The organism is Acinetobacter sp. YH12128 (assembly GCF_013418655.1).
Classification (GTDB): Bacteria; Pseudomonadota; Gammaproteobacteria; order Pseudomonadales; family Moraxellaceae; genus Acinetobacter; species Acinetobacter amyesii.
This window is the reverse complement of record NZ_VPBO01000003.1, coordinates 144919-166641: the sequence shown is the minus strand read 5'-3', so window position 1 is coordinate 166641 and position 21723 is coordinate 144919. Positions and strand designations below refer to the sequence as shown.

Here is a 21723-nt window from a genome sequence, read left to right as displayed (position 1 = left end):
AAAATTCATTCAAAATAAACTATTCAACGTGACTAAGACTCATCGGTCAGCGTAATTGCCTGACTCAATGCCTCATGTAAACGTGCGACAGAAATAATCTCTACACCTGAAATTGGTTTTTGCGGTGCATTCCCACGCGGTAAAATAATGGTTTTGAAGCCATGCTTAATGGCTTCTTTGAGTCGTTCCTGTCCATTGGGTACAGGACGGATTTCGCCTGAAAGTCCAACTTCGCCAAATACCGCCAAATGCTGTGGCAGGGCTTTAGCTCTTAAGCTAGAGGCGCAGGCTAAAAGTACCGCAAGGTCAGAACCGGTTTCTGTGATTTTTAAACCACCCACGACATTGACATAGACATCTTGTCCTGCGGTTTGTACGCCACCATGACGGTGCATAACGGCTAAAAGCATGTTTAAACGGTTTTGTTCTAAACCTAAGGCCACGCGCCGAGGTTGTCCGTGCGCATCATCTACCAAAGCCTGAACTTCAACCAAAAGTGGGCGTGTACCTTCACGGCTAATCATGACAATGGAACCCGGAATGGCTTCATCATAACGACTAAGGAAAATAGCGGATGGGTTTGATACTTCACGCAGACCTTTATCAGTCATGCCAAATACCCCAAGCTCGTTGACCGCACCAAAACGGTTTTTCACCGCACGAATCATACGGAAGCGAGAGTCAGACTGACCTTCAAAATACAAAACACAATCGACCATGTGCTCAAGCACGCGAGGGCCTGCCAAAGAACCTTCTTTTGTTACGTGACCGACAATAAACAGTGCAGTGCCACTATTTTTGGCAAAGCGGGTCAGGAGTGCAGCCGATTCACGAATTTGGGAAACACCGCCCGGCGCAGACTGGAGTGTTTCGGTGTATAGGGTTTGGATCGAATCTAAAATGGCCACGGCAGGGCGTTCATGTGCCAATACTTCGCAAATACGCTCGACACAGGTTTCTGCCATGACTTTAAGTTGATCGGTCGGCAAATCTAGGCGCTGGGCACGTAGCGCCACCTGAGACAAGGATTCCTCACCAGTGACATATAAGGCAGAACTTTTACTCGCCGCCATATAGGTTGCAGTTTGTAGCAAAATAGTGGATTTACCAATGCCGGGGTCACCACCAATCAGCACTACTGAACCTGTGACTAGTCCACCGCCGAGGACACGGTCAAATTCACCAATACCTGTTGCCATTCGGGTTTCATGCGAAACTGAAACTTGATTTAAGGTGGTCACAGCAGCAGCTTGTCCTGCATAGCCACCGCCCATTTTAGGCTGTGCACGGTGTGTAACGGCGGGTGCAATATTGACTTCGACTAATGAATTCCATTCACCACATTCGGTACATTGACCGGCCCATTTGGGATGATCAGCACCACATTGTTCACATCGATAGACACTTTTTGCTTTCGCCATAATATTTACTGTGCACAAACTCAAATTGAGTCACAGCATAGCGGTGAATACATCGAAAAACCAAGTTTTTATCGCATGAAATGACTGTTGAAGGTCAATTGATGTCGTTTTATTTTCAATAGCTGCACTTTTATATAGTAAGCACTTTATAATAGCGCATTATATTTTTTGAAATGGGTCACCACATGACTGAACTATTACGACATATCGATGCCATTGCACGTGAAAAAAATCGTGATGTGTTATTTGTGCATTTTGAAGAATATGATCATCAACATCCTGAGAAAAATACGGTACGTAATGACGTTATGCACTGGTTTGACCTGCAAAATCTCGACTATTTCCCTTGTATGGGGCTAGAAGGTGAGTCTTTGATCGATAGCTATACAGGTGATTTATACCTTGACGTACCTTTTGATGAAAGCAGCCCTGCATATAAAACTCTCAGTGAATACCTTGAAGATGAACAAGGGAACATGAAAATTCAGGGGGTATTGTTCTTTTCTTTATCCTTGGAAATTGCCCTAGAAATCGAAGCTGATCTGATGGAAGCCAGTGCTGTAGATTCTGAATATGCTGAAAATGAGTTTGGTGACCAATTTGGTGAAGGCTTTATTGAAGATGCTGAATCAGATCCAAAAGATGAAGCGGCCAATAAAAGCAACACGAAAAACGACAAATTTGATGATGGTCAAATTGGTACGATTCAATAAGTAAATATCGATTTTCAGTCCGAATAAAAAAGCCACGTGAATTCACGTGGCTTTTTGTTTAGCAGGGGATTAGTACAATTCACCTGATTTACGACGTTCAATAAAATCTTTCGATTCTTTTACAATGATGCCTGAGAGCAATAACAGTGCAATACAGTTTGGTGCAGCCATCAAACCGTTAAAGGTATCGGCAAATAACCAAACGAGATCGAGTGTTACGACACAGCCGACAAAGACTGATGCGATGTAAATTAAGCGATAAATCAGTACTGACTTTTCACCTAAGAGGTATGTACAGCATTTTTCACCATAATAGCTCCAACCCAGAATGGTTGAATAAGCGAAGAAAATAATACCGAAAGTTACGACCCAACCACCGAAGCCCGGAAGTAGTTTGTCAAAAACACTAATCGTCAATACAGCACCAGTTTGATCACCAAAGCTTTGTCCCGCCATGATGAAGCCCATCACAAGTACGATACCTGTAATTGAGCAAACAATGATGGTGTCTAAGAACGTACCTGTCATAGAGACAAGACCTTGACGTGCTGGATGGTCAGTTTTTGCGGCCGCAGCGGCAATAGGTGCAGAGCCCATGCCTGCTTCGTTAGAGAATACACCACGTGCTACACCATAACGAATCGCAGCACCAATCGCACCACCTGCAGCAGCTTCGCCCGTAAATGCATAGCTAAAGATCATTTTTAGTGCAGGCACAACTAATTCAAGGTTGTTGAAAATAATGATTAAGCCACCCAATACATAACCTACCGCCATGATTGGAACAATAAATGAAGAGGCTTTAGAAATGGATTTGATGCCGCCTAAAATAACGAGAGCAGAGAATATGGTGATGACTATAGCCGTGGTGAGTGTGCTGATCCCTAAGCTATTTTCCACAGCAAGCGCGACAGTATTGGACTGTACTGAACTACCAATACCAAAGGATGCCAAAGTACCAAATAGGGCAAATACCACTGCCAACCATTTCCACTTAGGCCCAAGTCCACGTTCGATGTAATACATCGGACCACCGTTCATTTCACCATTTTCATTTTTATGACGAAACTTTACAGCGAGTACACCTTCACCATATTTGGTTGCCATACCAAAGAGTGCGGTCATCCACATCCAAAACACTGCGCCTGGTCCACCGAGTACACAAGCGGTGGCTACACCAGCAATATTACCTGTACCAATGGTGGCAGAAAGTGCAGTCATGAGTGCGGCGAAATGAGAAATGTCCCCATCATGATGATCTACTTTAGGATGTTTGCCAAAGACTTGTTTGAATGCGAAAGGCAACATGCGAAATTGCCAGAAAAGTAATCGGAAGGTGAGGAATACACCTGTTCCGACAATGAGGACCAACATGTATGGGCCCCAGACCCATCCACTGAGTGTTTCCATGATATTTTGAATTTCTTGCATAGTATCTTCTTCTTATCGGCCCAGAGTGAGTGAATGCTACATTTTTGATATCTGTAGCAATTGATATGCCATTGTTAGAAACTTCCATGATTTTTGGCATAATTTTTTATCGTTGGTAAAATATTTTTTGCATAAAATTTAAGTTATTACAAGTAAATTGTTGTTTTATTGGTCGCTTTAAAATGTGAACTGGCGCTAAGATTTTTATATATAAGAAAAATAAATTAACTTTGTCACTTAATCCGAAAATATAGATGATGAAAAATAATTTTGTATTTTCTGAAATTTTTACGTTAATTTGTCGCAATTGGAACGCGAAGTTGAATTAAATAATGTCAAATGAAATTCATGGATCGCACGCTGATAGCGGCGATTTGAAACGAAGCTTGTCCAACCGACACCTGCAATTGATTGCGATTGGTGGTGCGATTGGTACAGGTTTATTTATGGGGTCAGGAAAGACCATCAGTTTAGCTGGTCCGTCCATCCTTATTATCTATATGATTATTGGTTTTATGGTTTTCCTCGTCATGCGTGCATTAGGCGAGTTATTACTATCAAATCTTGAATATAAATCTTTTATCGATTTTGCAACCGACTTAATCGGCCCGTGGGCAGGTTATTTTGTGGGTTGGACCTATTGGCTGTGCTGGATCACTATAGGGATTGCTGATTTATCGGCCATCATTTATTACCTGCAATTCTTTAATGGAGGTAACCCGTTCTCGCCCGAAGAAGGGGTGATGATCAGTGTTGCCGCCATTGTTTTTATCATGGGTTTAAACCTTGTTACGGTTAAACTTTTTGGTGAATTAGAGTTTTGGTTTGCACTGATTAAGATTATTGCAATCGTGGTGCTCATTGGTGTCGGTCTTTGGATGATCTTTACCGGTTTTACCTCATCGACAGGTGAAATCGCATCATTCACACATTTATGGTCACATGGTGGTCTATTCCCAACAGGAGTAACTGGCTTCTTGGCAGGTTTCCAAATCGCCATTTTTGCCTTTGTCGGCGTAGAACTCGTGGGTACTACGGCAGCAGAAACCAAAGATCCAGAACACAACTTGCCTAAAGCTGTGAACTCGATTCCGATTCGTATCATTATTTTCTATGTGCTGGCACTTGTGATTGTGATGTCCGTTACGCCATGGAATGCCATTGACCCAAGCATTTCACCATTCGTGAACTTGTTTAGCCAAGCCGGTATTGCTGCTGCTGCGATTATTATGAACTTGGTTGTGTTGTCATCAGTTATGTCATCGATGAATAGTGGTGTGTTCTCGACTTCACGTATGTTGTTTGGTTTATCTCGTGAAGAGCAAGGTCCAAAAGCGTTTGGCCGTCTAAACTCACGTGCAGTTCCGGCAAATGCGTTGTATTTCTCGGCAGTTTGTTTACTGTTGGGTGCGGCATTACAGTATTTCGTACCGAACACGGTTGAAGCCTTCACTTTAGCAACTACACTGTCGACGATTTTATTTATCTGCGTATGGCTCATGATTATCTGGAGTTATATCGTTTACTATAAAACTCGTCCTGAGTTGCATGCGAAATCAACCTTTAAACTACCGGGTGGTTTATATACCTGTTGGCTCGTGATTATCTTCTTCATCGGCATGATTTATGTCTTGTCGCTAGAAGCCGATACCATGAAAGCGCTCATGGTGAGCCCGATTTGGTTCATCATATTGATTATTGGCTATTTCGGTTTTTATAAGAAAAAGCACCATTAATTTACATTTTTGAACTGATGTAAAAACATAAAAAGCTGCTCCTGAGAGGGCAGTTTTTTTATTTGGATATGGACTTATTTTAAGTTAAAACAGACTGTTTATTAGCGTTTCGATTTGTATTAAACAGCATTCAAATTGATATGCTATTTCAGTGAAATCAATAGCCTGATCGAGCTAGAAATAAAGACAAATAAGGATTGAAAACAGCACCATCAAATTTTGCTTAAATTTAGTGCAGAATGGCAAAAAGCTCACTTGGAATTACAGGGCTTTTCTTTTATCCGCGGGTTGATCACGTTATACTCGGAAAAATCTTTTCATTAGGTACGTTTATGTATCGTTTTATGAATTATAAAATTATTGTATTAGCAAGTGCTGTGCTGCTGACCGCTTGTGGTCAGTCTGGTGCATTGCATTTACCTTCAGATGCAAATGCAGATAAGCGCGCAAAATATCTGATTTATCTAGATACGCCTGCACAGCAAAAGCAGGAAAAACAAGCGGCTCCTGTTGCAACTGAATCGGAATCTTCAAATTCTAACCCTACACCTTAATGCTTTTATAGAAAGGATACTTTCATGAGTTTCACCCGTACGAATGGGGTATTGCATGCAGAGCAATGTTCTTTACAACAGCTTGCACAGCAATATGGCACACCGCTTTATGTTTATTCAAAAGCTACTTTTGAAAAGCATTATTCAGATATGGATCGTGCATTTAGCTTTATCGACCATCAAATTTGTTTTGCGGTAAAGTCAAACTCTAATCTTGCGGTGTTAAACGTACTTGCCAAGCAGGGCGCTGGTTTTGATATCGTGACGGGTGGTGAACTCGCACGTGTGTTAAAAGCCGGTGGTGAAGCTTCTAAAATTGTATTCTCTGGTTTGGGTAAAACTGAAGCCGATATCCAAAAAGCGTTGGACGTGGGTATTGCATGTTTTAACGTTGAATCACATGCAGAGCTAGATCGAATCCAAAAAGTTGCTGCGGCAATGGGTAAGAAAGCACCGATTTCATTGCGTGTAAATCCAGATGTGGATGCTAAAACGCATCCTTATATCTCTACGGGTTTAAAAGAAAATAAATTCGGTATTCCTTCAGACAGCGTTTTTGACACCTATGCCTATGCGGCGACATTGCCAAATCTTGAGATTATCGGGATTGATTGCCATATCGGTTCACAGTTGACTGAAACTCAGCCTTTTGTTGATGCACTTGAGCGTGTCATTGTGATGATCAATCAATTGAAAGAGATGGGGATTCAGCTAAAACACATCGATATCGGTGGTGGTTTAGGTGTGACTTACAAAGACGAAGTTCCACCAACTGTTGAAGAATATGCTCAGGCAATGCGTCCGGCTTTAGAAAAATTAGGCCTTAAGGTGTATATGGAACCGGGGCGTAGTATTTCTGCAAATGCAGGTGTGTTGTTAACCAAAGTTGATTTACTCAAACCGACCAATCATCGTAATTTTGCGATTATTGATGCTGCAATGAATGACTTAATCCGTCCCGCTTTATATGAAGCATGGATGGATATTCAGGAAGTAACACCTCGTACAGATACAGAAAAGAAAGACTGGGATGTTGTTGGTGCGATTTGCGAAACCGGTGATTTCCTCGGTAAGCAACGTCAGTTGGCGATTCAAGAAAATGACGTGCTTGCAGTATTGGGTGCGGGTGCTTATGGTTTTGTCATGAGCTCAAACTACAACAGCCGCGGACGTGCTGCTGAAGTAATGGTTGACGGTGATCAGTCTCATTTGATTCGTGAGCGTGAAACCATCGAATCATTATGGGAACGTGAACGTTTATTGCCTTAAGGAGAAATTCGAGATGTTATTAGAATTTACCAAAATGCATGGCCTTGGCAATGACTTTATGGTGGTCGATCTGATTAGCCAACGGGCTTATTTAGATACAGTGACGATTCAGCGTTTGGCCGACCGTCATTTTGGTATTGGTTTTGATCAGCTTTTGATTGTAGAACCACCTGATTTACCCAATGTCGATTTTAAATACCGTATTTTTAATGCAGATGGTTCGGAAGTTGAACAATGCGGAAATGGCGTACGTTGTTTTGCGCGCTTTGTGCATGAACGTAAGTTGACCAGCAAAACCAAAATCAAAGTACAAACCAAGTCAGGTATCGTAGAGCCTGAATTGGGTGCAAATGGTTGGGTGCGTGTCAACATGGGTTATCCACGCTTTTTGCCGCATGAAATTCCATTCATTGCGGAAGAGCCTGAAAACTTATACGACATTGCATTGGCGAATAATGAACAGCTCACCATTGATGTAGTGAGTATGGGTAATCCGCATGCAGTAACAATCGTTCCTGATGTTATTACCGCAGACGTCGCTAAAATTGGTCCACAAGTCGAATCGCATGAACGTTTTCCACAGCGTGTAAATGCTGGCTTCATGCAAATCGTAGATGAGAAACATGCACGCTTACGTGTATTTGAACGTGGTGTCGGTGAGACTATGGCCTGTGGTACAGGTGCTTGTGCAGCGGCAGTTTCAGGTATGCGTCGTGGTTTATTATCCAATTCGGTCGAAATTGAGTTGGCAGGTGGTAAGCTACAGATTGAGTGGCAAGAAGGTGGTGTGGTTTGGATGACGGGACCAACTGCAACAGTTTACGAAGGACGCTTAGATTTAAGTTACTTCCAAGGTTAAAATCAAAGCCCTGATTCATTCAGGGCTTTTTTCATAAAATAAAAAGTGAATAAAAAATTATAATTCAATTGGATTGGAATCAACATGGAACAAATAAACGAAGAAATAAAAGAAGAAATCTTAGAACAACTTTTTCATAAAGCCTTACATGAACCCGCGTATCGACCCGAATTTTTAGCTCAGTTATTGGCAGCCAATGTGTATTGTGTGGGAACAACAGGGGGACGTGATTCACGTATTGCCGAAGATTTGATCTTGGATGAAGGCGACCGTATTCAATTGAAATCATGGGAAGATGAAACATATGATTGCGTCATTCCATTTTTTACGTCCTTGGAAAAAATGCGTTTAGCAATATCTGAAGAGGAGTCGTATATCCGACTACCAACCAAGGCATTATTTGAAATGACTTTAGGAGCAAGGCTTGTATTGAATCCACAATCACCTGATGCGACGAAGGACTTTGTACCAGAAGAAATTCAACATTTGCTGAACGGGCAGTATATTCAGCCCTCAGAAAACTATGAAGTTACGGAAGATACGGAAGTTTTAATTGGTCAGCCGGCGGAATATCCGCAGTTTATGATTGATCAATTAAGCATTTTTTTCGGCACAGAGCGTGTGGTAAAAGCTGCTTATTTAGCGCAAATGCTGAATCAAGCTCGAGATGATTCACCGACTTTGTTGATCGGATTAGATTTAGAAGCAGGATTATCTGAACAACAAATTCAAGAATTGCACAGTAAAATTGGTCGTATCACACAGGATAGTTTAAAAGAGCAATGCCCAGTGGATCTGATCCATGTCAATCCGCACAGTGTCGATGGTGTAGAAGGGTATTTGCTTAATGAAACGCAAGCTTTTTACCAACGTGTTGATGGTAAGCCTAAGGGGTTCTTTGCTAGACTCTTTTCATAAAATAGATATGTAAAATCGCTTTAGTGAACGTACTGCAACGCTAAAGCACATGTTGAAATGGGAGAAGACAGATGACGATGGATCAGACTCAACTACTGACTATGTGGTTGAAGGAACGTGAAATTCAAAATCAGTCTAAACATACATTGCAAGCGTATGAGCGTGATGTCAGTGATTTTCTCCAATTTTGTACAATACGCAACTTGCCACTGCATGATGTCGAAAAGTCAGATCTGCGTGAATTTGTCGCTTATAAAGTGGAACAGTTTCAGCTCAGTCCAAGTAGTTTGCAGCGCATGTTATCTTCGATACGCCAATTTATGAAATGGGCAGAACAAGGAGATTATCTCAATTTTAATCCTGCAGATGATTTTCAGCTCAAACGCCAATCACGTCCTTTACCTGGATTGGTCGATATTGAAACCATTAAACAAATCATGGAACAGCCTGAGCCAGAAAGTGAAATTCAACGGCAGCTTTGGATACGTGATAAAGCGATTTTGGAGCTGCTATATTCAAGTGGTTTACGTTTGGCTGAAGTGCAGGGCTTAACCATTCGAGATATTGATTTTAATCGCCAACTGTTACGTATTACGGGTAAAGGGAATAAAACCCGCATTGTACCTTTTGGTTCTAAAGCCAAAGAGGCTGTGATGCATTGGTTGCAATTATATCCTGCATGGCATGGTGATTTTGTCCCAGAAGCCCAAGTTTTTATCACTCAAAAAGGTAATCCACTGGGGGTAAGACAAATTGAAAATCGGGTTAAATTTCAAGCTCGACGTGCAGGTGTAAATGTCGATTTACATCCGCACTTATTGCGTCATTGCTTCGCCAGTCATATGTTGTCCAATAGTGGTGACTTGCGTGCTGTACAAGAAATGTTGGGGCATAGTAATTTAACCACCACGCAAATTTATACCCATGTGGATTTTGATCGATTGGCACAAGTTTATGATCAAGCCCATCCACGGGCGCAGCATAAAGATTCGTAACAATTGCAAATACGACTTTGGCTCGTGGTGGTCTAAATATTGCTTAAATTTATAGGTTAGATTTCACATTTTGCATCCTAAAGTGGTCTGCTTCATGAAAGTTAAATAAGGATGTGAAAAAATATTGGTAAAATTGACCGACATTTTGAACTATTGTCGCATTATAAAAATTCAAATTATCGGGTATAAAAATTGTCCATTATTGAATTGACGTAAGTGCTGAAGTGAAATTCGCCATTTACTAAATTGCTGTACCGTTAAAAAAATATATAGGCCATACCATGATTTCAGATATTCAAGAAAAATATGACCAGTTAAATGGTCAGCAAAAAGAAATTTTTGCAGGATACGGCTTACGCCAAATCAAACACTTTGTTGAAATTGGTTTGCCTGAAATAGAAGCTGTATTACCAGAAGGTTCACAGCTTCAAGGGATTAATGCCGATGGTAAAGTTCAGGCGTTTAATGCTGCGACGGGCCAATACTTTATTTGGATTTCGGATAAACAATGGCAGCTTACCAATAAAGCAACTGCTAAATTTGACAGTAAAGAAGATGCCCTCACCATTTGGCGTATTTTTGATTTGGCAAAGTATGAACTTATTGACCTAAGCCACATCCATCGTGACTTTTTGGAAAATCAGCCAGCCTAAACCATTGGTCAAATAAACAACTCATGGGCTATCTTCATTGGTTTTGGATGTTTAGCCCTTATATCACCCGCACCATGACATGTTGTGATGTTTATGAGCAGAGCGTTAAAGTGTCTACCTCGTTTGGTTTTAAGCTTTCAAATAAACATTTGAGATAAGCTAGTGGACGTCTTTGCAAAACTTATGATGCTAAACAAAATCTCTAAATGTAAACCCATTTTGCTGTTCAGTAATCAATTCGCTCAGTTTTGATAGCGAGAGCCTGTCAATCCAATCAATGGTTTTCCTACTTGAGCAATTGAGCTCAAAGACCTCCTAGATATTTCCTATTCAATTGCCGCAAATCATTATTTTTCTTTGCTTAAAATATAATGAAATACCGCATAGCTAAGTATTTGCATTCGAGGCTGTGAAGGTAATCCGTCACTACATTGGCAAGCTTGTAGTATCAGCCTCGTCGTTTCTGATGCTTGAGTTGTTCCTTGGCAGACCAATTTCTGTTTATAAATCTTCTAACGGTAACTGGAAGCTTTGTTTGATGATTTGGCTTGGTAAATCAGTCTTTACACTGGTGATGCCATTTTTCTTGGTTAAGTGAGTAGACTGAAATTTGCGGTAACTTTCTAGGTCAGGCACCACTACTTTTAGCATTGCATCGCACTCACCCAAAATAATGTAGCACTCCATGACTTGAGGAAGTTCTTTCATAGCTTCGATAAAGGTATCGATGGTTTCAGCATCTTGCCCAGTTAACCAAATACGAGAGAACAAAATTAATTGAAAGCCAATCTTTTGTGGATCGACCACGGTGGTGTAATTCTGAATCACACCTGCTTCTTCGAGTAATTTGACCCGACGTAAACAAGAAGAAGGAGAGAGTCCAATTTCCTTGGCTAAGTCATTATTTTGCATACGACCATTATTTTGAAGTGCGCGAATGATATTTTTATCAATACGATCCAGTTTAACTAGAATTGACTTAGAAGATGTCTTCATAAAATAGAATATAATTCTAAAAATAATATCTATTATAGAATATTTGATATCCTATTTTAAAGCGATTCAAACATACTAATTTCACTTTCAGGACATAGAAAGGGAAAATTGAAATGTCTGTATTTGCTTTATTTGCCTTAACGGTAATTCCCCTTATTTTCACACCAGGACCCGATATGCTTTTTATCCTGTCACAAGTGATGGGTAAGGATGCAAAAGCAGGCATGATGGCTACAGTAGGTGTGTGTTCAGGTTACTTGGTTCACTCGATTTTGGTGGCATTGGGTATTGCTGCGATTATCGTGTCATTTCCACTACTGTTTGAAACAATCCGCTGGTTGGGGATTGCTTATCTTTTATATTTGGCGACGCATTTGCTGCGTTCAGTATTTAGCAGTAAAAAATTAAGTATTGAGAAAAAGTCAGCGTCCAACCCGATTAAAAAAGGCTTTTTTACGGCTTTACTGAACCCGAAAGGAATGTTGATATATTTTGCAATTTTGCCGCAATTTATCGATAAATCAGCGAATACCGTGAGTCAAGGTTTGATTTTGTCCTTCATTTTTATTGGGCTGATTTTTGTGGTGTATTGTAGTTTAAGTGTGGTCTTTGCACGTATTACACAAAAAACTGAAATTGATGAACGCAAACAAAAGTGGATCGATGGTACATCAGGCGGTTTATTGGCTCTTGCTGCGACGTGGTTAATTGCCAATTAAAAACAGCAAATGTAAATAGAAATAAATGCCTTAACTAAAACCTTCGTGAAAGCGAAGGTTTTTTATATGTGCTGACTTTTGACAGATATTAAGAATGATAAATGGAGAAAAACACGCCAATTAGCTTCAGAAAAGTGAAATCAGCACTAAATTCATTATGCTTCTATCTTAAATGACAAGTTTAGATATGTTGCCGAATGTGTAGAGGGAAAGCTCTATTTCAGAAAGATTGATCGAAAATTGATATTAAATCAGATCTTTTGATGAGCTAAATCAAGTAAAAAAATAATAAAAATCAATGCTTAAGAAATAACTGAATAATGCGTTTTTTTGGATAACTGAACCATTCTTTAAAAAATGTGAACGATAAGTTCAAGGAAATTACGCTTTTTTACAGGTCTTTCGATAATTGTGACTTGACCGAAATGCCGTACACATTGCAAGATAGGGCACCTAAAAAATTTAAAGTGAAGAGTTAATATAACTTTTCTCAACATTTACATTTGCTAAAACAGCCGAGGATTACATGAAGGCTCTTGTTGCTGTAAAACGTGTGGTTGATGCCAACGTTAAAGTTCGCGTTAAGCCGGACAACAGTGGTGTTGACTTAACGAACGTTAAAATGTCAATTAACCCGTTCTGTGAAATCGCAGTGGAAGAAGCGGTTCGTTTAAAAGAAAAAGGAACTGTTTCAGAAATCGTTGTTGTTTCTATTGGTCCTAAAGAAGCTCAAGAACAAATCCGTTCTTCTATGGCGCTTGGTGCAGACCGCGGTATCCTTGTTGAAGCTGACGACAGCCAGTTAGGTGCACTTGAAGTTGCAAAAATCCTAAAAGGTGTTGTAGACGCTGAACAACCTCAATTGATCCTTCTTGGTAAACAAGCAATTGATGATGACTCTAACCAAGTTGGTCAGATGCTTGGCGCGCTTTTAGGTGCTGGCCAAGGTACTTTCGCTTCTGAAGTGAAAGTTGAAGGCGATAAAGTACAAGTGACTCGTGAAATCGATGGTGGTTTACAAACTGTTGAACTTGCACTTCCAGCAATTATTACAACTGACTTACGTTTGAATGAGCCACGTTATGCTGCTCTTCCAAACATTATGAAAGCGCGTAAAAAGCCGCTTGATACTAAGTCACCTGCTGATTATGGCGTTTCACCTGCAACTAAGCTTAAAACTGTTAAAGTTGAAGCTCCTGCAGAACGTAAAGCGGGCGTACAAGTGAAGTCTGTAGACGAGCTTGTAGATAAATTGAAAAACGAAGCGAAAGTGATCTAATACAGAAGGATAAAAATCATGAGTATTTTAGTTATCGCTGAGCACGACAACAAAGCACTAAATGGTGCAACTCTTAACGTTGTTGCTGCAGCGCAAAAAATCGGTGGTGATATCACTGTATTAGTAGCTGGTTCAGGCGCTCAAGCAGTTGCAGACCAAGCAGCTAAAGTTGCGGGTGTAAGCAAAGTATTACTTGCTGACGACGCTGCTTATGCTAATCAATTGGCTGAAAACGTTGCTAAATTAGTTGCTTCTATCGGTGCGGGTTACACTCACATCCTTGCTGCTTCAACAACAACAGGTAAAAACGTACTTCCACGTGCTGCTGCGCTACTTGACGTAAGCATGATCACTGACATCATTGCTGTTGAAGGTCCTAAAACTTTCAAACGTCCAATCTATGCAGGCAACGCGATTGCAACTGTAGAGTCTGGCGAGTCTGTTGTAGTTGCGACTGTTCGTGGTACTGCATTTGATGCTGTTGCAAGCGAAGGCGGCTCTGCTGCAGTTGAAGCTGTTGCATCTACTGGTGATGCTGGTATTTCTAAGTTCGTTTCTGAAGAAATCGTGAAATCTGAACGTCCAGAATTAACAGCTGCGCGTATAGTTGTTTCAGGCGGTCGTGGTGTTGGTTCAGGTGAAAACTATCACACTGTACTTGATCCATTAGCGGACAAGCTTGGTGCTGCGCAAGGCGCATCTCGTGCTGCTGTTGATGCTGGTTTCGTACCAAACGATATGCAAGTGGGTCAAACAGGTAAAATCGTTGCTCCTGACTTGTACATCGCTGTAGGTATCTCTGGTGCGATTCAGCACTTGGCAGGTATGAAAGAATCTAAAGTGATCGTTGCGATCAACAAAGACGAAGAAGCGCCAATTAACTCAGTAGCTGATTACTGGTTAGTAGGTGATTTGAACACTGTAGTTCCAGAATTAGTATCTAAAATCTAATTTCTGAACGCAGTTCAAAACGCTCCTAAGCTTATGGTTTAGGGGCGTTTTTTTTGTGTGGAATGAATGCCGTTGTAGATATTCTTGATCATGCTTAATGGGATGAGGGATTCTTAATTTAGTACTTCAAAATTCATCCGAGGTATTTTCTTATTATCAGTCTTAGATACGACTGTAGCATAAGCTAAACGTATGTTGAAACTTAAATGGTAAGTAAGCAGGCGCAATCGCTTGGTAATAGGATGGAGATTAATAAATTATAAAAAATACAAAGATTTAAAATAAAATAATAAAAATTTATCCTTCAAGTTTGAATCTTAAACTTAAAGCAAGCTTAAAGGATTGTATATTTTGTGTTAACATTGCTTTTTTATTGAAGTTGCCTTTAGGCGGAGTCTCCCTTTGAAATTTGATTTTCAGTTACCAGTCAGTGTATTGGTGCTGATGATCTGCTGTTTACTTTTTCCTGTTTTACAAAGTATCTCTTTTCCTTTATTTGATGGAATGACTGTTACAGCAGTTGAATCGGTCCAAGCATTGTTATTGCTGTTTTTTGCGATTTTTACTTTTTTCTATATTCGACCACTTGAAATGCAAGATGGAAAGAAACAATTTTGGTTGTGGGCTGTCGCATGGTGGTTGTTGCTATTTGGTCGTAGCATTAGCTGGGGGGCGTGACTATTTCCCTGATGCGCCTAAACCTTATTTTCGTTTAATTTCGGTATTCATGATTGCACCTGTCGTCTTTATGCTGTTTTCGCCTTATTTACGCCAAGAAATCGCACGTAACTTAAAAACCTTGGCTTTACCAATTTGGCCATTGGGCTTGGTGATATTGGGCTTATTTATTTCTGATGCAGTTGAGCATAGTCGAAGTCTCAGTTTTTTATTTTTGTACGATTTGGCTTATAAAGATTTCATCGAAGAAGTTTATGAATTTCCGCTTATTTTAGGTTTGTTTCTAACAGCACACCCATGGTTGCAGCATGATCATGTGCCTCAAGAATTAGAGGTCATGCAATATCATAAAGAGTGATTTTTATCACATTTATGGGTCTAAATTTGAAGCTTCGAGAAGAAATATTTTGAACATTAAACAACCTCTATTCGTAGAGGTTTTTTTCACAGCAAATAAAATCAAAATGCTTAAAATAAATACAAAAAATCATGGTTCTAGTGCAAGGTGATTGGCACAAAAATCAGGGTTTTTATGCTATACTGTCCGACTTGATTTTTGATATTGGTTCAGTATTTTTTGAACTAATTTTTACAGATTTACGATATATAAATGCGGGCAGAATTCTGCTTGTATAACAAGGAGTATGCATGAGCGTATCGGAAATTAGACCGATTGCCATTGAGGATGAACTGAAGAGCTCATATCTCGATTATGCAATGAGCGTGATTGTGTCACGTGCGTTGCCAGATGTCCGAGATGGTCTCAAACCTGTTCACCGTCGTGTGCTTTTTGCAATGCACGAATTGGGCAATGACTACAACAAAGCTTACAAAAAGTCTGCCCGTGTAGTCGGTGACGTCATCGGTAAATATCACCCACACGGTGACTTAGCTGTATACGAAACCATTGTTCGTATGGCTCAAGATTTCAGCTTACGCTATCAATTGGTTGATGGTCAGGGTAACTTCGGTTCTGTCGATGGTGACAGTGCAGCAGCAATGCGTTATACCGAAGTTCGTATGCGTAAATTGACCCACGAACTTTTAGCGGATCTTGAGAAAGATACCGTAGAGTGGGAAGACAACTACGACGGTTCTGAACGTATTCCACAAGTCATGCCGACACGTGTGCCTAACTTGTTGATTAACGGTGTAGCTGGTATTGCTGTAGGTATGGCAACGAACATGGCTCCGCATAACATGACAGAAGTCATTAATGCATGTCTTGCTTATGCCAACGATCCGCACATTAGCATTGAAGGGTTAATGGAACACATTTCTGGTCCAGACTTCCCTACAGGCGGCATCATTTATGGTAAATCTGGCATTGTCGATGCGTACCGTACTGGTAAAGGCCGTTTGCATATCCGTGGTAAATATCACATTGAAGAAGACCAAAAATCGGGCCGTAGCACGATTGTCTTCACTGAAATTCCTTATCAAGTTAACAAAGCAAAAACCATTGAACGTATTGCTGAGTTGGTCAAAGAGAAAAAACTTGAAGGTATTTCTGAACTTCGTGATGAATCAGATAAAGAAGGGATGCGTATTGCAATTGACTTGAAGCGTGGTGAAAACGCTGAAGTGATTGTAAATAACCTATTCCAAAATACCCAATTAGAAAATTCATTCAGTATTAACATGGTCTGCCTCGATAATGGTCAGCCTAAGTTAATGAACTTGAAAGATATTATTGCAGCGTTTATCCGTCACCGTCAGGAAGTGGTTACACGCCGTACCATGTTCGAATTGCGTAAAGCACGTGAACGTGGACATATCTTAGAAGGTTTGACGGTTGCACTTGCAAACATCGATGCGATCATTGAAACCATCAAAACATCTGCAAACCCAAGCGAAGCACGCGAACGTTTACAAGCGGGCGAGTGGGCAGGCGGTGGTGTCGTTGCATTGCTTGAAAAAGCAGGCGCGGTATCTGTCCGTCCAGATGAAATTGAAGGCGAAGATCCAGCACGTCCATTTGGTTTAACAGGTGATATTTATCGTCTGTCTCCAACTCAAGTAGGTGCGATCTTAGAACTTCGTTTACATCGTTTAACTGGTCTAGAACAAGACAAGTTACAAGCTGAATATACAGAAATTCTTGGTCAAATTGCTGAATACACTGCAATTTTGAACGATTTCAACTTATTGATGAACGTGATTAAAGAAGAATTAGCTTTAATCCTTCAACAATATGGCGATGCACGTCGTACCGATATCGTGGAATCACGTATCGACTTCTCTCGTGAAGATTTAATCCCTGAAGAGCAAATGGTACTAACTGTTTCTAAATCAGGCTATGCAAAAACTCAACCATTGTCAGACTACGCTGCACAGCGTCGTGGTGGACGTGGTAAGTCTGCAACTTCAATGAAAGAAGACGATTACATCCAACATTTGATCGTGACTTCAAACCACGCAACAGTGCTTTGCTTTACCAATGTAGGTAAAGTTTATCGTCTGAAAGTCTATGAAGTGCCTCAAGCATCTCGTGGTGCGAAAGGTCGTCCGATGGTGAACTTATTGCCATTAGATGAAAACGAAACCATCACCGCTATTTTACCAGTGGTCGATGCGCCGAAGAAATTTAAAGAACGTTTGGCTGACTTTAAAGCATTTGTAAAAGCCAATAGTGCACAGTTACAAACCAATGAAGTGATTAATAGTCATTTTGCGGGCTTAGAAGCTGCACTTGCTGAGACTGAAGATGGTGCAGATGATTTATCTGACGCACTTCGTATTCAGTTGAAACAATTGGGTCTAGAGTTATCTACGACTGATCTTGATGATGAAATCATCAATGACTTTGCACAGCAAGCGGAAGCCGTTCGTAAAAACTTCTACGTATTTATGGCAACAGAATACGGTACGATTAAACGTGTTGAGTTAGAGCAATTCTCGAATGTTCGTTCAAACGGTCTACGCGCGATTGAGCTCAATGGTGATGACACCTTAATTGGTGTTGCCATTACCGACGGCGAACAACAAATCATGTTGTTCTCAAACGAAGGTAAAGCCATTCGTTTTGCAGAAACTGACGTGCGTTCAATGGGTCGTTCTGCCAAAGGTGTTCGTGGTATGCGCGTGACCATTGGTGCAGCAGCTCAAGCTGAAGACGCTGAGGATGCGGATGTAGAGTCTGATGATGAAGATACGTCTGATTCAGCTCTCATTAGCCGTATAGTGTCATTGGTGGTTGTTCCGGAAACCGGTGAAGTACTTTGTGCTTCAGCTAATGGTTATGGTAAACGTACACCAGTAGATGATTTCCCAACCAAGAAACGTGGCGGTAAAGGTGTTATTGCAATCAAAACATCTGAACGTAACGGTGAACTTGTTGGTGCGGTAGCGATTGATGCGTCTAAAGAGCTAATGTTAATTTCAGATGGTGGTACGTTGGTTCGTACACGTGCGTCTGAAGTGGCACAAACAGGTCGTAATGCTCAAGGTGTTCGTCTGATCCGTTTAGGTGAAAGCGAAATCTTGGTCGGTGTTGTTGCGATCGAAGCAGTTGAAGAAGACGAAACTTTTGAAGAAGTGGAAGCAATCGAAACTGAGCAGCTTGTCGATGACTCAACGATTATTGATCAAAATGACAATGAATCAGATCTCAATGAGCCTGAAGAAGACTAATTGAAGTTTGAGAAAAGAGGGCGCTACGGCGTCCTTTTTTATAGACAGATAATTTTAGATTGATGAGTACAATATGAAATTAAAATATTTTGCAATGGCTTCACTTATTGGGCTTGGCGGCTGTGACCAAATTGGTCAAAAAGCCTTAAATGCAATCCCAGACCCAAGTGCTGAACAGACTGAAGTTGCCCAAGCTGCCTATGATCAGTTGCGTGAAGGCAATTTTGAAAAGCTGTACACCTACTTTGAACCAGAACTCAAAGCCAAGTTTGAACAGAATGAAAAAGAGCTGCGTAAATTTGCACGAGGTATTCCGAAACAAGATTACTCACGCAAAAATATAGTGGCTAAGCACATTGAAAAATCGACTGAAAAACCGTCTTTATATACGGTCACTTATGAGTACGGTTATACCAATAAAAACCTTGTACAGTATGATGTAAGTTTTGATAAACCTGCAGGAAGTAACAAAATTCGAGATTTTAATATTTCAGTTTTTGGCGAAAAAAATAAATAAAGTTTGGTAAAAAATAAAACAAAGCTGTAAAAAAGGACGCCGAAGCGTCCTTTTTTATGTCATTAAATTAAGCGGCATCTTTTAGATTAGCGGCATAATTTTTTTGTTTTTCAGTATCAAATTGGCCTTCCCATTTACTGATCACCAGTACAGCAAGCGCGTTACCAATCACATTCAGTACAGTACGTGCCATATCTAAAATACGGTCAATACCTGCAATAAATGCCAGACCTTCAAGAGGAATACCGACGCTGCCGAGAGTCGCTAGCAAGACCACGAAAGAAACGCCAGGTACACCTGCAATCCCTTTAGACGTAATCATCAAGGTCAGTACTAGAATCACTTGTTGGGTGATTGTCAGATCGATCCCGTAAAGCTGAGCAATAAAGATAGCCGCAATACTTTGATATAGGGTCGAACCATCGAGGTTAAATGAATAGCCAATTGGAATTACGAAACTGGTAATCGGTTTCGGGGCACCATAAGCTTCCATTTTTTCCATAATACGGGGGAGGACAGTTTCAGAACTTGCAGTTGAATACGCGAGAATCAATTCATCTTTTAAGATCTTGATAATGGCCCAAACACTGAAGCCACAGAATTTAGCAACTGCACCTAATACAATGAAAATAAAGAAGAAGATTGCACCATAAACTAAAACTGCAAGTTTAAGCAGTGGCACAAGTGAGCTGAAGCCGAAATTCGCAACAGTTGCAGCAATCAAGCCGAATACACCAATAGGTGCAAACATCATGATCATGTGCGTAACTTTAAACATCGTTTCAGAAACAGCGGTCAACACTTTAATTAAAGGTTGTTTTACTTCTTGATCAAGCGCACCTAAACCTACACCAAACATCACAGAGAAAAAGATGATTGGGAGCATTTGACCACTCGTCAAAGCTGCAAAAAAGTTAGATGGAATAAGTGAAAGTATTGTTTGAATCAAACCATGAGAATGTTCACTGACTTCATGTGTTGTTTCTTGATACTTTGAAATATCGACTTGCGTCAATGCAGACATATCAATGCCGGCACCAGGTTGGAATACGTTGGCTGCAACTAAACCGACTAAAATAGCAACGGTGGTAATGATTTCAAAATAAATAATTGTTTTGAAACCAAGTTTACCTAAGTTACTACCGTGACTTGTATTGGCAATACCTAAAATAAGCATCGACACAACAAGCGGAATAACGATCATCTTAATGAGGTTAATAAAAATTGAGCCCAAAGGCGTCAAAAAGTTATTAACTAAAGCATCACGATATTCAGGAGAATAGTGTAGGAAAGCACCAACAAGTATACCTAGAATGAGAGCAATCACGATTTGCCAGGCAAGGCTCACCTTAATCTTTTTCATACATCAGCTCTTATGTCAGATTTGGGAGAAAAAAGCCCACAGTCATCCACGAACAAATGTTGCAGACAGACTGAATCCGCCATGACAAAAAGTTCTGAACAATTTGGGAGATAAATACGATAATATTTTGCAGTTTATATGAGAATAGAGCCAACGATTTTGATCAAAACCAAACTGTTTGATCGATAAATTATCATTTTTAGTTGTATAAGCGATTTGATTATTAAGTTTAATTTATAGAACGAATAAAATTGAGTTATTAATGAACACTTCACAAAATCTCTGATTTGCCTAGAAAGATCGAAAAACTAATTGTGAGCCTGTATTTTTCATTTTTATATAGAAGTTTGCTTTATACTTGTGAGGCAGATAAATCAGTGAAAGTTCTATAAATCACACAGATTATCCGAACTAAATTTTAACTTTATATATTTTAATAATAACCAGAGGGCTTGTACGGTGTTGAAAAAATTAGTCGTCATCATCACTTTAATCTTACCTATAACGGCTTGTGAAAAAATCGGCGATTTCTTGATTGCAAAATTCGAATCAAGCCTGCCAAGTGAGACAAGTTCACAGCGTGTGAAGTCAGAAAAATTATTCGTCGCGCTACACGAACCCCATCAAGACACCTTTTTGGCATTGGTTGAAGAAAATGTTCGTGATGCGATGCTGACAGATCCAGAGCTGTTTTCACGTATGAAAAAACTGATTCCTGCAGGTCAACCTAGCGCTGAGGCGGAAGTGATTCAGCGAATGGCAAATACTCGGCTGGGAGAAGGTGAGACCACAACAATTGTGTATAAATATGATTATCCGCAAAAAGAACTGTATATGAGTGTGGTCTTTGCAGGTCATGATGGGGACGATAAAGTGAAAGGATTCTGGCTTGAAAACGCTGCAGAAAAAGAATCAGATGATTTGGTTACTGAGATCACTTCAGATGCAGATGATTTTGATATTCAAGTGGATGAGGCATCGACTGTCACGCCAAATGCATACAGCTAATAGATGACAGCAAGAATTTAAATTTGAGAC

19 protein-coding genes and 1 pseudogene are annotated in these 21723 nt (G+C 40.3%); 16 read left to right on the top strand and 4 right to left on the bottom strand.

The window, feature by feature from the left end; translation table 11 throughout:
• Positions 1 to 32 precede the first annotated feature (32 nt).
• On the bottom strand, positions 33 to 1421 hold the full coding sequence (gene radA, locus FTU64_RS03900) for a DNA repair protein RadA (RefSeq protein ID WP_180003350.1): 1389 nt from the start codon (positions 1419 to 1421) through the stop codon (positions 33 to 35).
• 185 nt (positions 1422 to 1606) lie between these two features.
• On the opposite strand from radA, the pseudogene FTU64_RS03895 reads away from it, so the two are divergent.
• Positions 1607 to 1963 (top strand): annotated as a pseudogene (locus tag FTU64_RS03895) (hypothetical protein); the annotation flags it as partial.
• Positions 1964 to 2203: 240 nt separating this feature from the next.
• Here the strand turns inward: FTU64_RS03895 and FTU64_RS03890 are convergent.
• Positions 2204 to 3565 (bottom strand): sodium:alanine symporter family protein, encoded by a 1362-nt coding sequence (locus FTU64_RS03890; RefSeq protein WP_180059254.1) that lies wholly within the window; start codon positions 3563 to 3565, stop codon positions 2204 to 2206.
• 332 nt (positions 3566 to 3897) lie between these two features.
• On the opposite strand from FTU64_RS03890, the gene FTU64_RS03885 reads away from it, so the two are divergent.
• From FTU64_RS03885 to FTU64_RS03855, 7 genes are all read left to right on the top strand, one after another.
• Entirely contained in the window at positions 3898 to 5301 is a 1404-nt protein-coding gene (locus FTU64_RS03885; protein ID WP_078192075.1) for an amino acid permease, read from the top strand.
• Between the two features lie 344 nt (positions 5302 to 5645).
• A complete protein-coding gene (locus tag FTU64_RS03880) occupies positions 5646 to 5855 on the top strand; it encodes a lipoprotein (RefSeq protein ID WP_373685428.1) in 210 nt (69 codons plus the stop codon).
• 24 nt (positions 5856 to 5879) lie between these two features.
• Complete coding sequence (gene lysA, locus FTU64_RS03875; protein ID WP_180059253.1) at positions 5880 to 7124, top strand: diaminopimelate decarboxylase; 1245 nt, start codon at positions 5880 to 5882, stop codon at positions 7122 to 7124.
• 13 nt (positions 7125 to 7137) lie between these two features.
• The gene (dapF, locus tag FTU64_RS03870) at positions 7138 to 7983 is read left to right on the top strand and encodes a diaminopimelate epimerase (protein WP_180059252.1); all 846 of its coding nucleotides are present in this window, start codon (positions 7138 to 7140) and stop codon (positions 7981 to 7983) included.
• Between the two features lie 84 nt (positions 7984 to 8067).
• A complete protein-coding gene (locus tag FTU64_RS03865) occupies positions 8068 to 8901 on the top strand; it encodes an enhanced serine sensitivity protein SseB C-terminal domain-containing protein (protein ID WP_168378269.1) in 834 nt (277 codons plus the stop codon).
• Positions 8902 to 8972: 71 nt separating this feature from the next.
• On the top strand, positions 8973 to 9896 hold the full coding sequence (locus FTU64_RS03860; protein ID WP_180059251.1) for a tyrosine recombinase XerC: 924 nt from the start codon (positions 8973 to 8975) through the stop codon (positions 9894 to 9896).
• Positions 9897 to 10177: 281 nt separating this feature from the next.
• Positions 10178 to 10549: a hypothetical protein gene (locus FTU64_RS03855; RefSeq protein WP_218945805.1), complete on the top strand. Its 372-nt coding sequence runs from the start codon at positions 10178 to 10180 to the stop codon at positions 10547 to 10549.
• A 501-nt stretch (positions 10550 to 11050) separates the two neighbouring features.
• On the opposite strand, the gene FTU64_RS03850 is transcribed toward FTU64_RS03855, so the two are convergent.
• Positions 11051 to 11545 (bottom strand): Lrp/AsnC family transcriptional regulator, encoded by a 495-nt coding sequence (locus FTU64_RS03850; RefSeq protein ID WP_078190405.1) that lies wholly within the window; start codon positions 11543 to 11545, stop codon positions 11051 to 11053.
• Positions 11546 to 11658: 113 nt separating this feature from the next.
• On the opposite strand from FTU64_RS03850, the gene FTU64_RS03845 reads away from it, so the two are divergent.
• The 7 genes from FTU64_RS03845 (at position 11659) to FTU64_RS03820 (ending at position 19322) form a co-directional block, all read left to right on the top strand.
• On the top strand, positions 11659 to 12264 hold the full coding sequence (locus tag FTU64_RS03845; protein WP_078190404.1) for a LysE family translocator: 606 nt from the start codon (positions 11659 to 11661) through the stop codon (positions 12262 to 12264).
• Positions 12265 to 12790: 526 nt separating this feature from the next.
• On the top strand, positions 12791 to 13543 hold the full coding sequence (locus FTU64_RS03840) for an electron transfer flavoprotein subunit beta/FixA family protein (RefSeq protein WP_078192067.1): 753 nt from the start codon (positions 12791 to 12793) through the stop codon (positions 13541 to 13543).
• 18 nt (positions 13544 to 13561) lie between these two features.
• Complete coding sequence (locus FTU64_RS03835; RefSeq protein ID WP_111883923.1) at positions 13562 to 14494, top strand: FAD-binding protein; 933 nt, start codon at positions 13562 to 13564, stop codon at positions 14492 to 14494.
• Positions 14495 to 14896: 402 nt separating this feature from the next.
• Positions 14897 to 15172, top strand: a complete 276-nt coding sequence (locus tag FTU64_RS16315; protein ID WP_257222186.1) for a hypothetical protein — start codon at positions 14897 to 14899, stop codon at positions 15170 to 15172.
• Positions 15144 to 15530: a hypothetical protein gene (locus tag FTU64_RS16310; RefSeq protein ID WP_257222185.1), complete on the top strand. Its 387-nt coding sequence runs from the start codon at positions 15144 to 15146 to the stop codon at positions 15528 to 15530. The genes FTU64_RS16315 and FTU64_RS16310 overlap by 29 nt, the downstream gene beginning before the upstream one ends.
• 290 nt (positions 15531 to 15820) lie before the next feature.
• A complete protein-coding gene (gene gyrA / locus FTU64_RS03825; protein WP_180009983.1) occupies positions 15821 to 18805 on the top strand; it encodes a DNA gyrase subunit A in 2985 nt (994 codons plus the stop codon).
• Between the two features lie 73 nt (positions 18806 to 18878).
• Positions 18879 to 19322, top strand: coding sequence for a DUF3887 domain-containing protein (locus tag FTU64_RS03820; RefSeq protein WP_078192064.1), 444 nt, complete (start codon positions 18879 to 18881; stop codon positions 19320 to 19322).
• A gap of 67 nt (positions 19323 to 19389) precedes the next feature.
• Here FTU64_RS03820 and gltP read toward each other — a convergent pair whose 3' ends face one another.
• Complete coding sequence (gltP, locus tag FTU64_RS03815) at positions 19390 to 20685, bottom strand: glutamate/aspartate:proton symporter GltP (protein WP_078190399.1); 1296 nt, start codon at positions 20683 to 20685, stop codon at positions 19390 to 19392.
• 459 nt (positions 20686 to 21144) lie between these two features.
• Between gltP and FTU64_RS03810 the strand changes: the two genes are divergently transcribed.
• Positions 21145 to 21693, top strand: a complete 549-nt coding sequence (locus tag FTU64_RS03810; protein WP_180059250.1) for a hypothetical protein — start codon at positions 21145 to 21147, stop codon at positions 21691 to 21693.
• Positions 21694 to 21723: the final 30 nt, after the last annotated feature.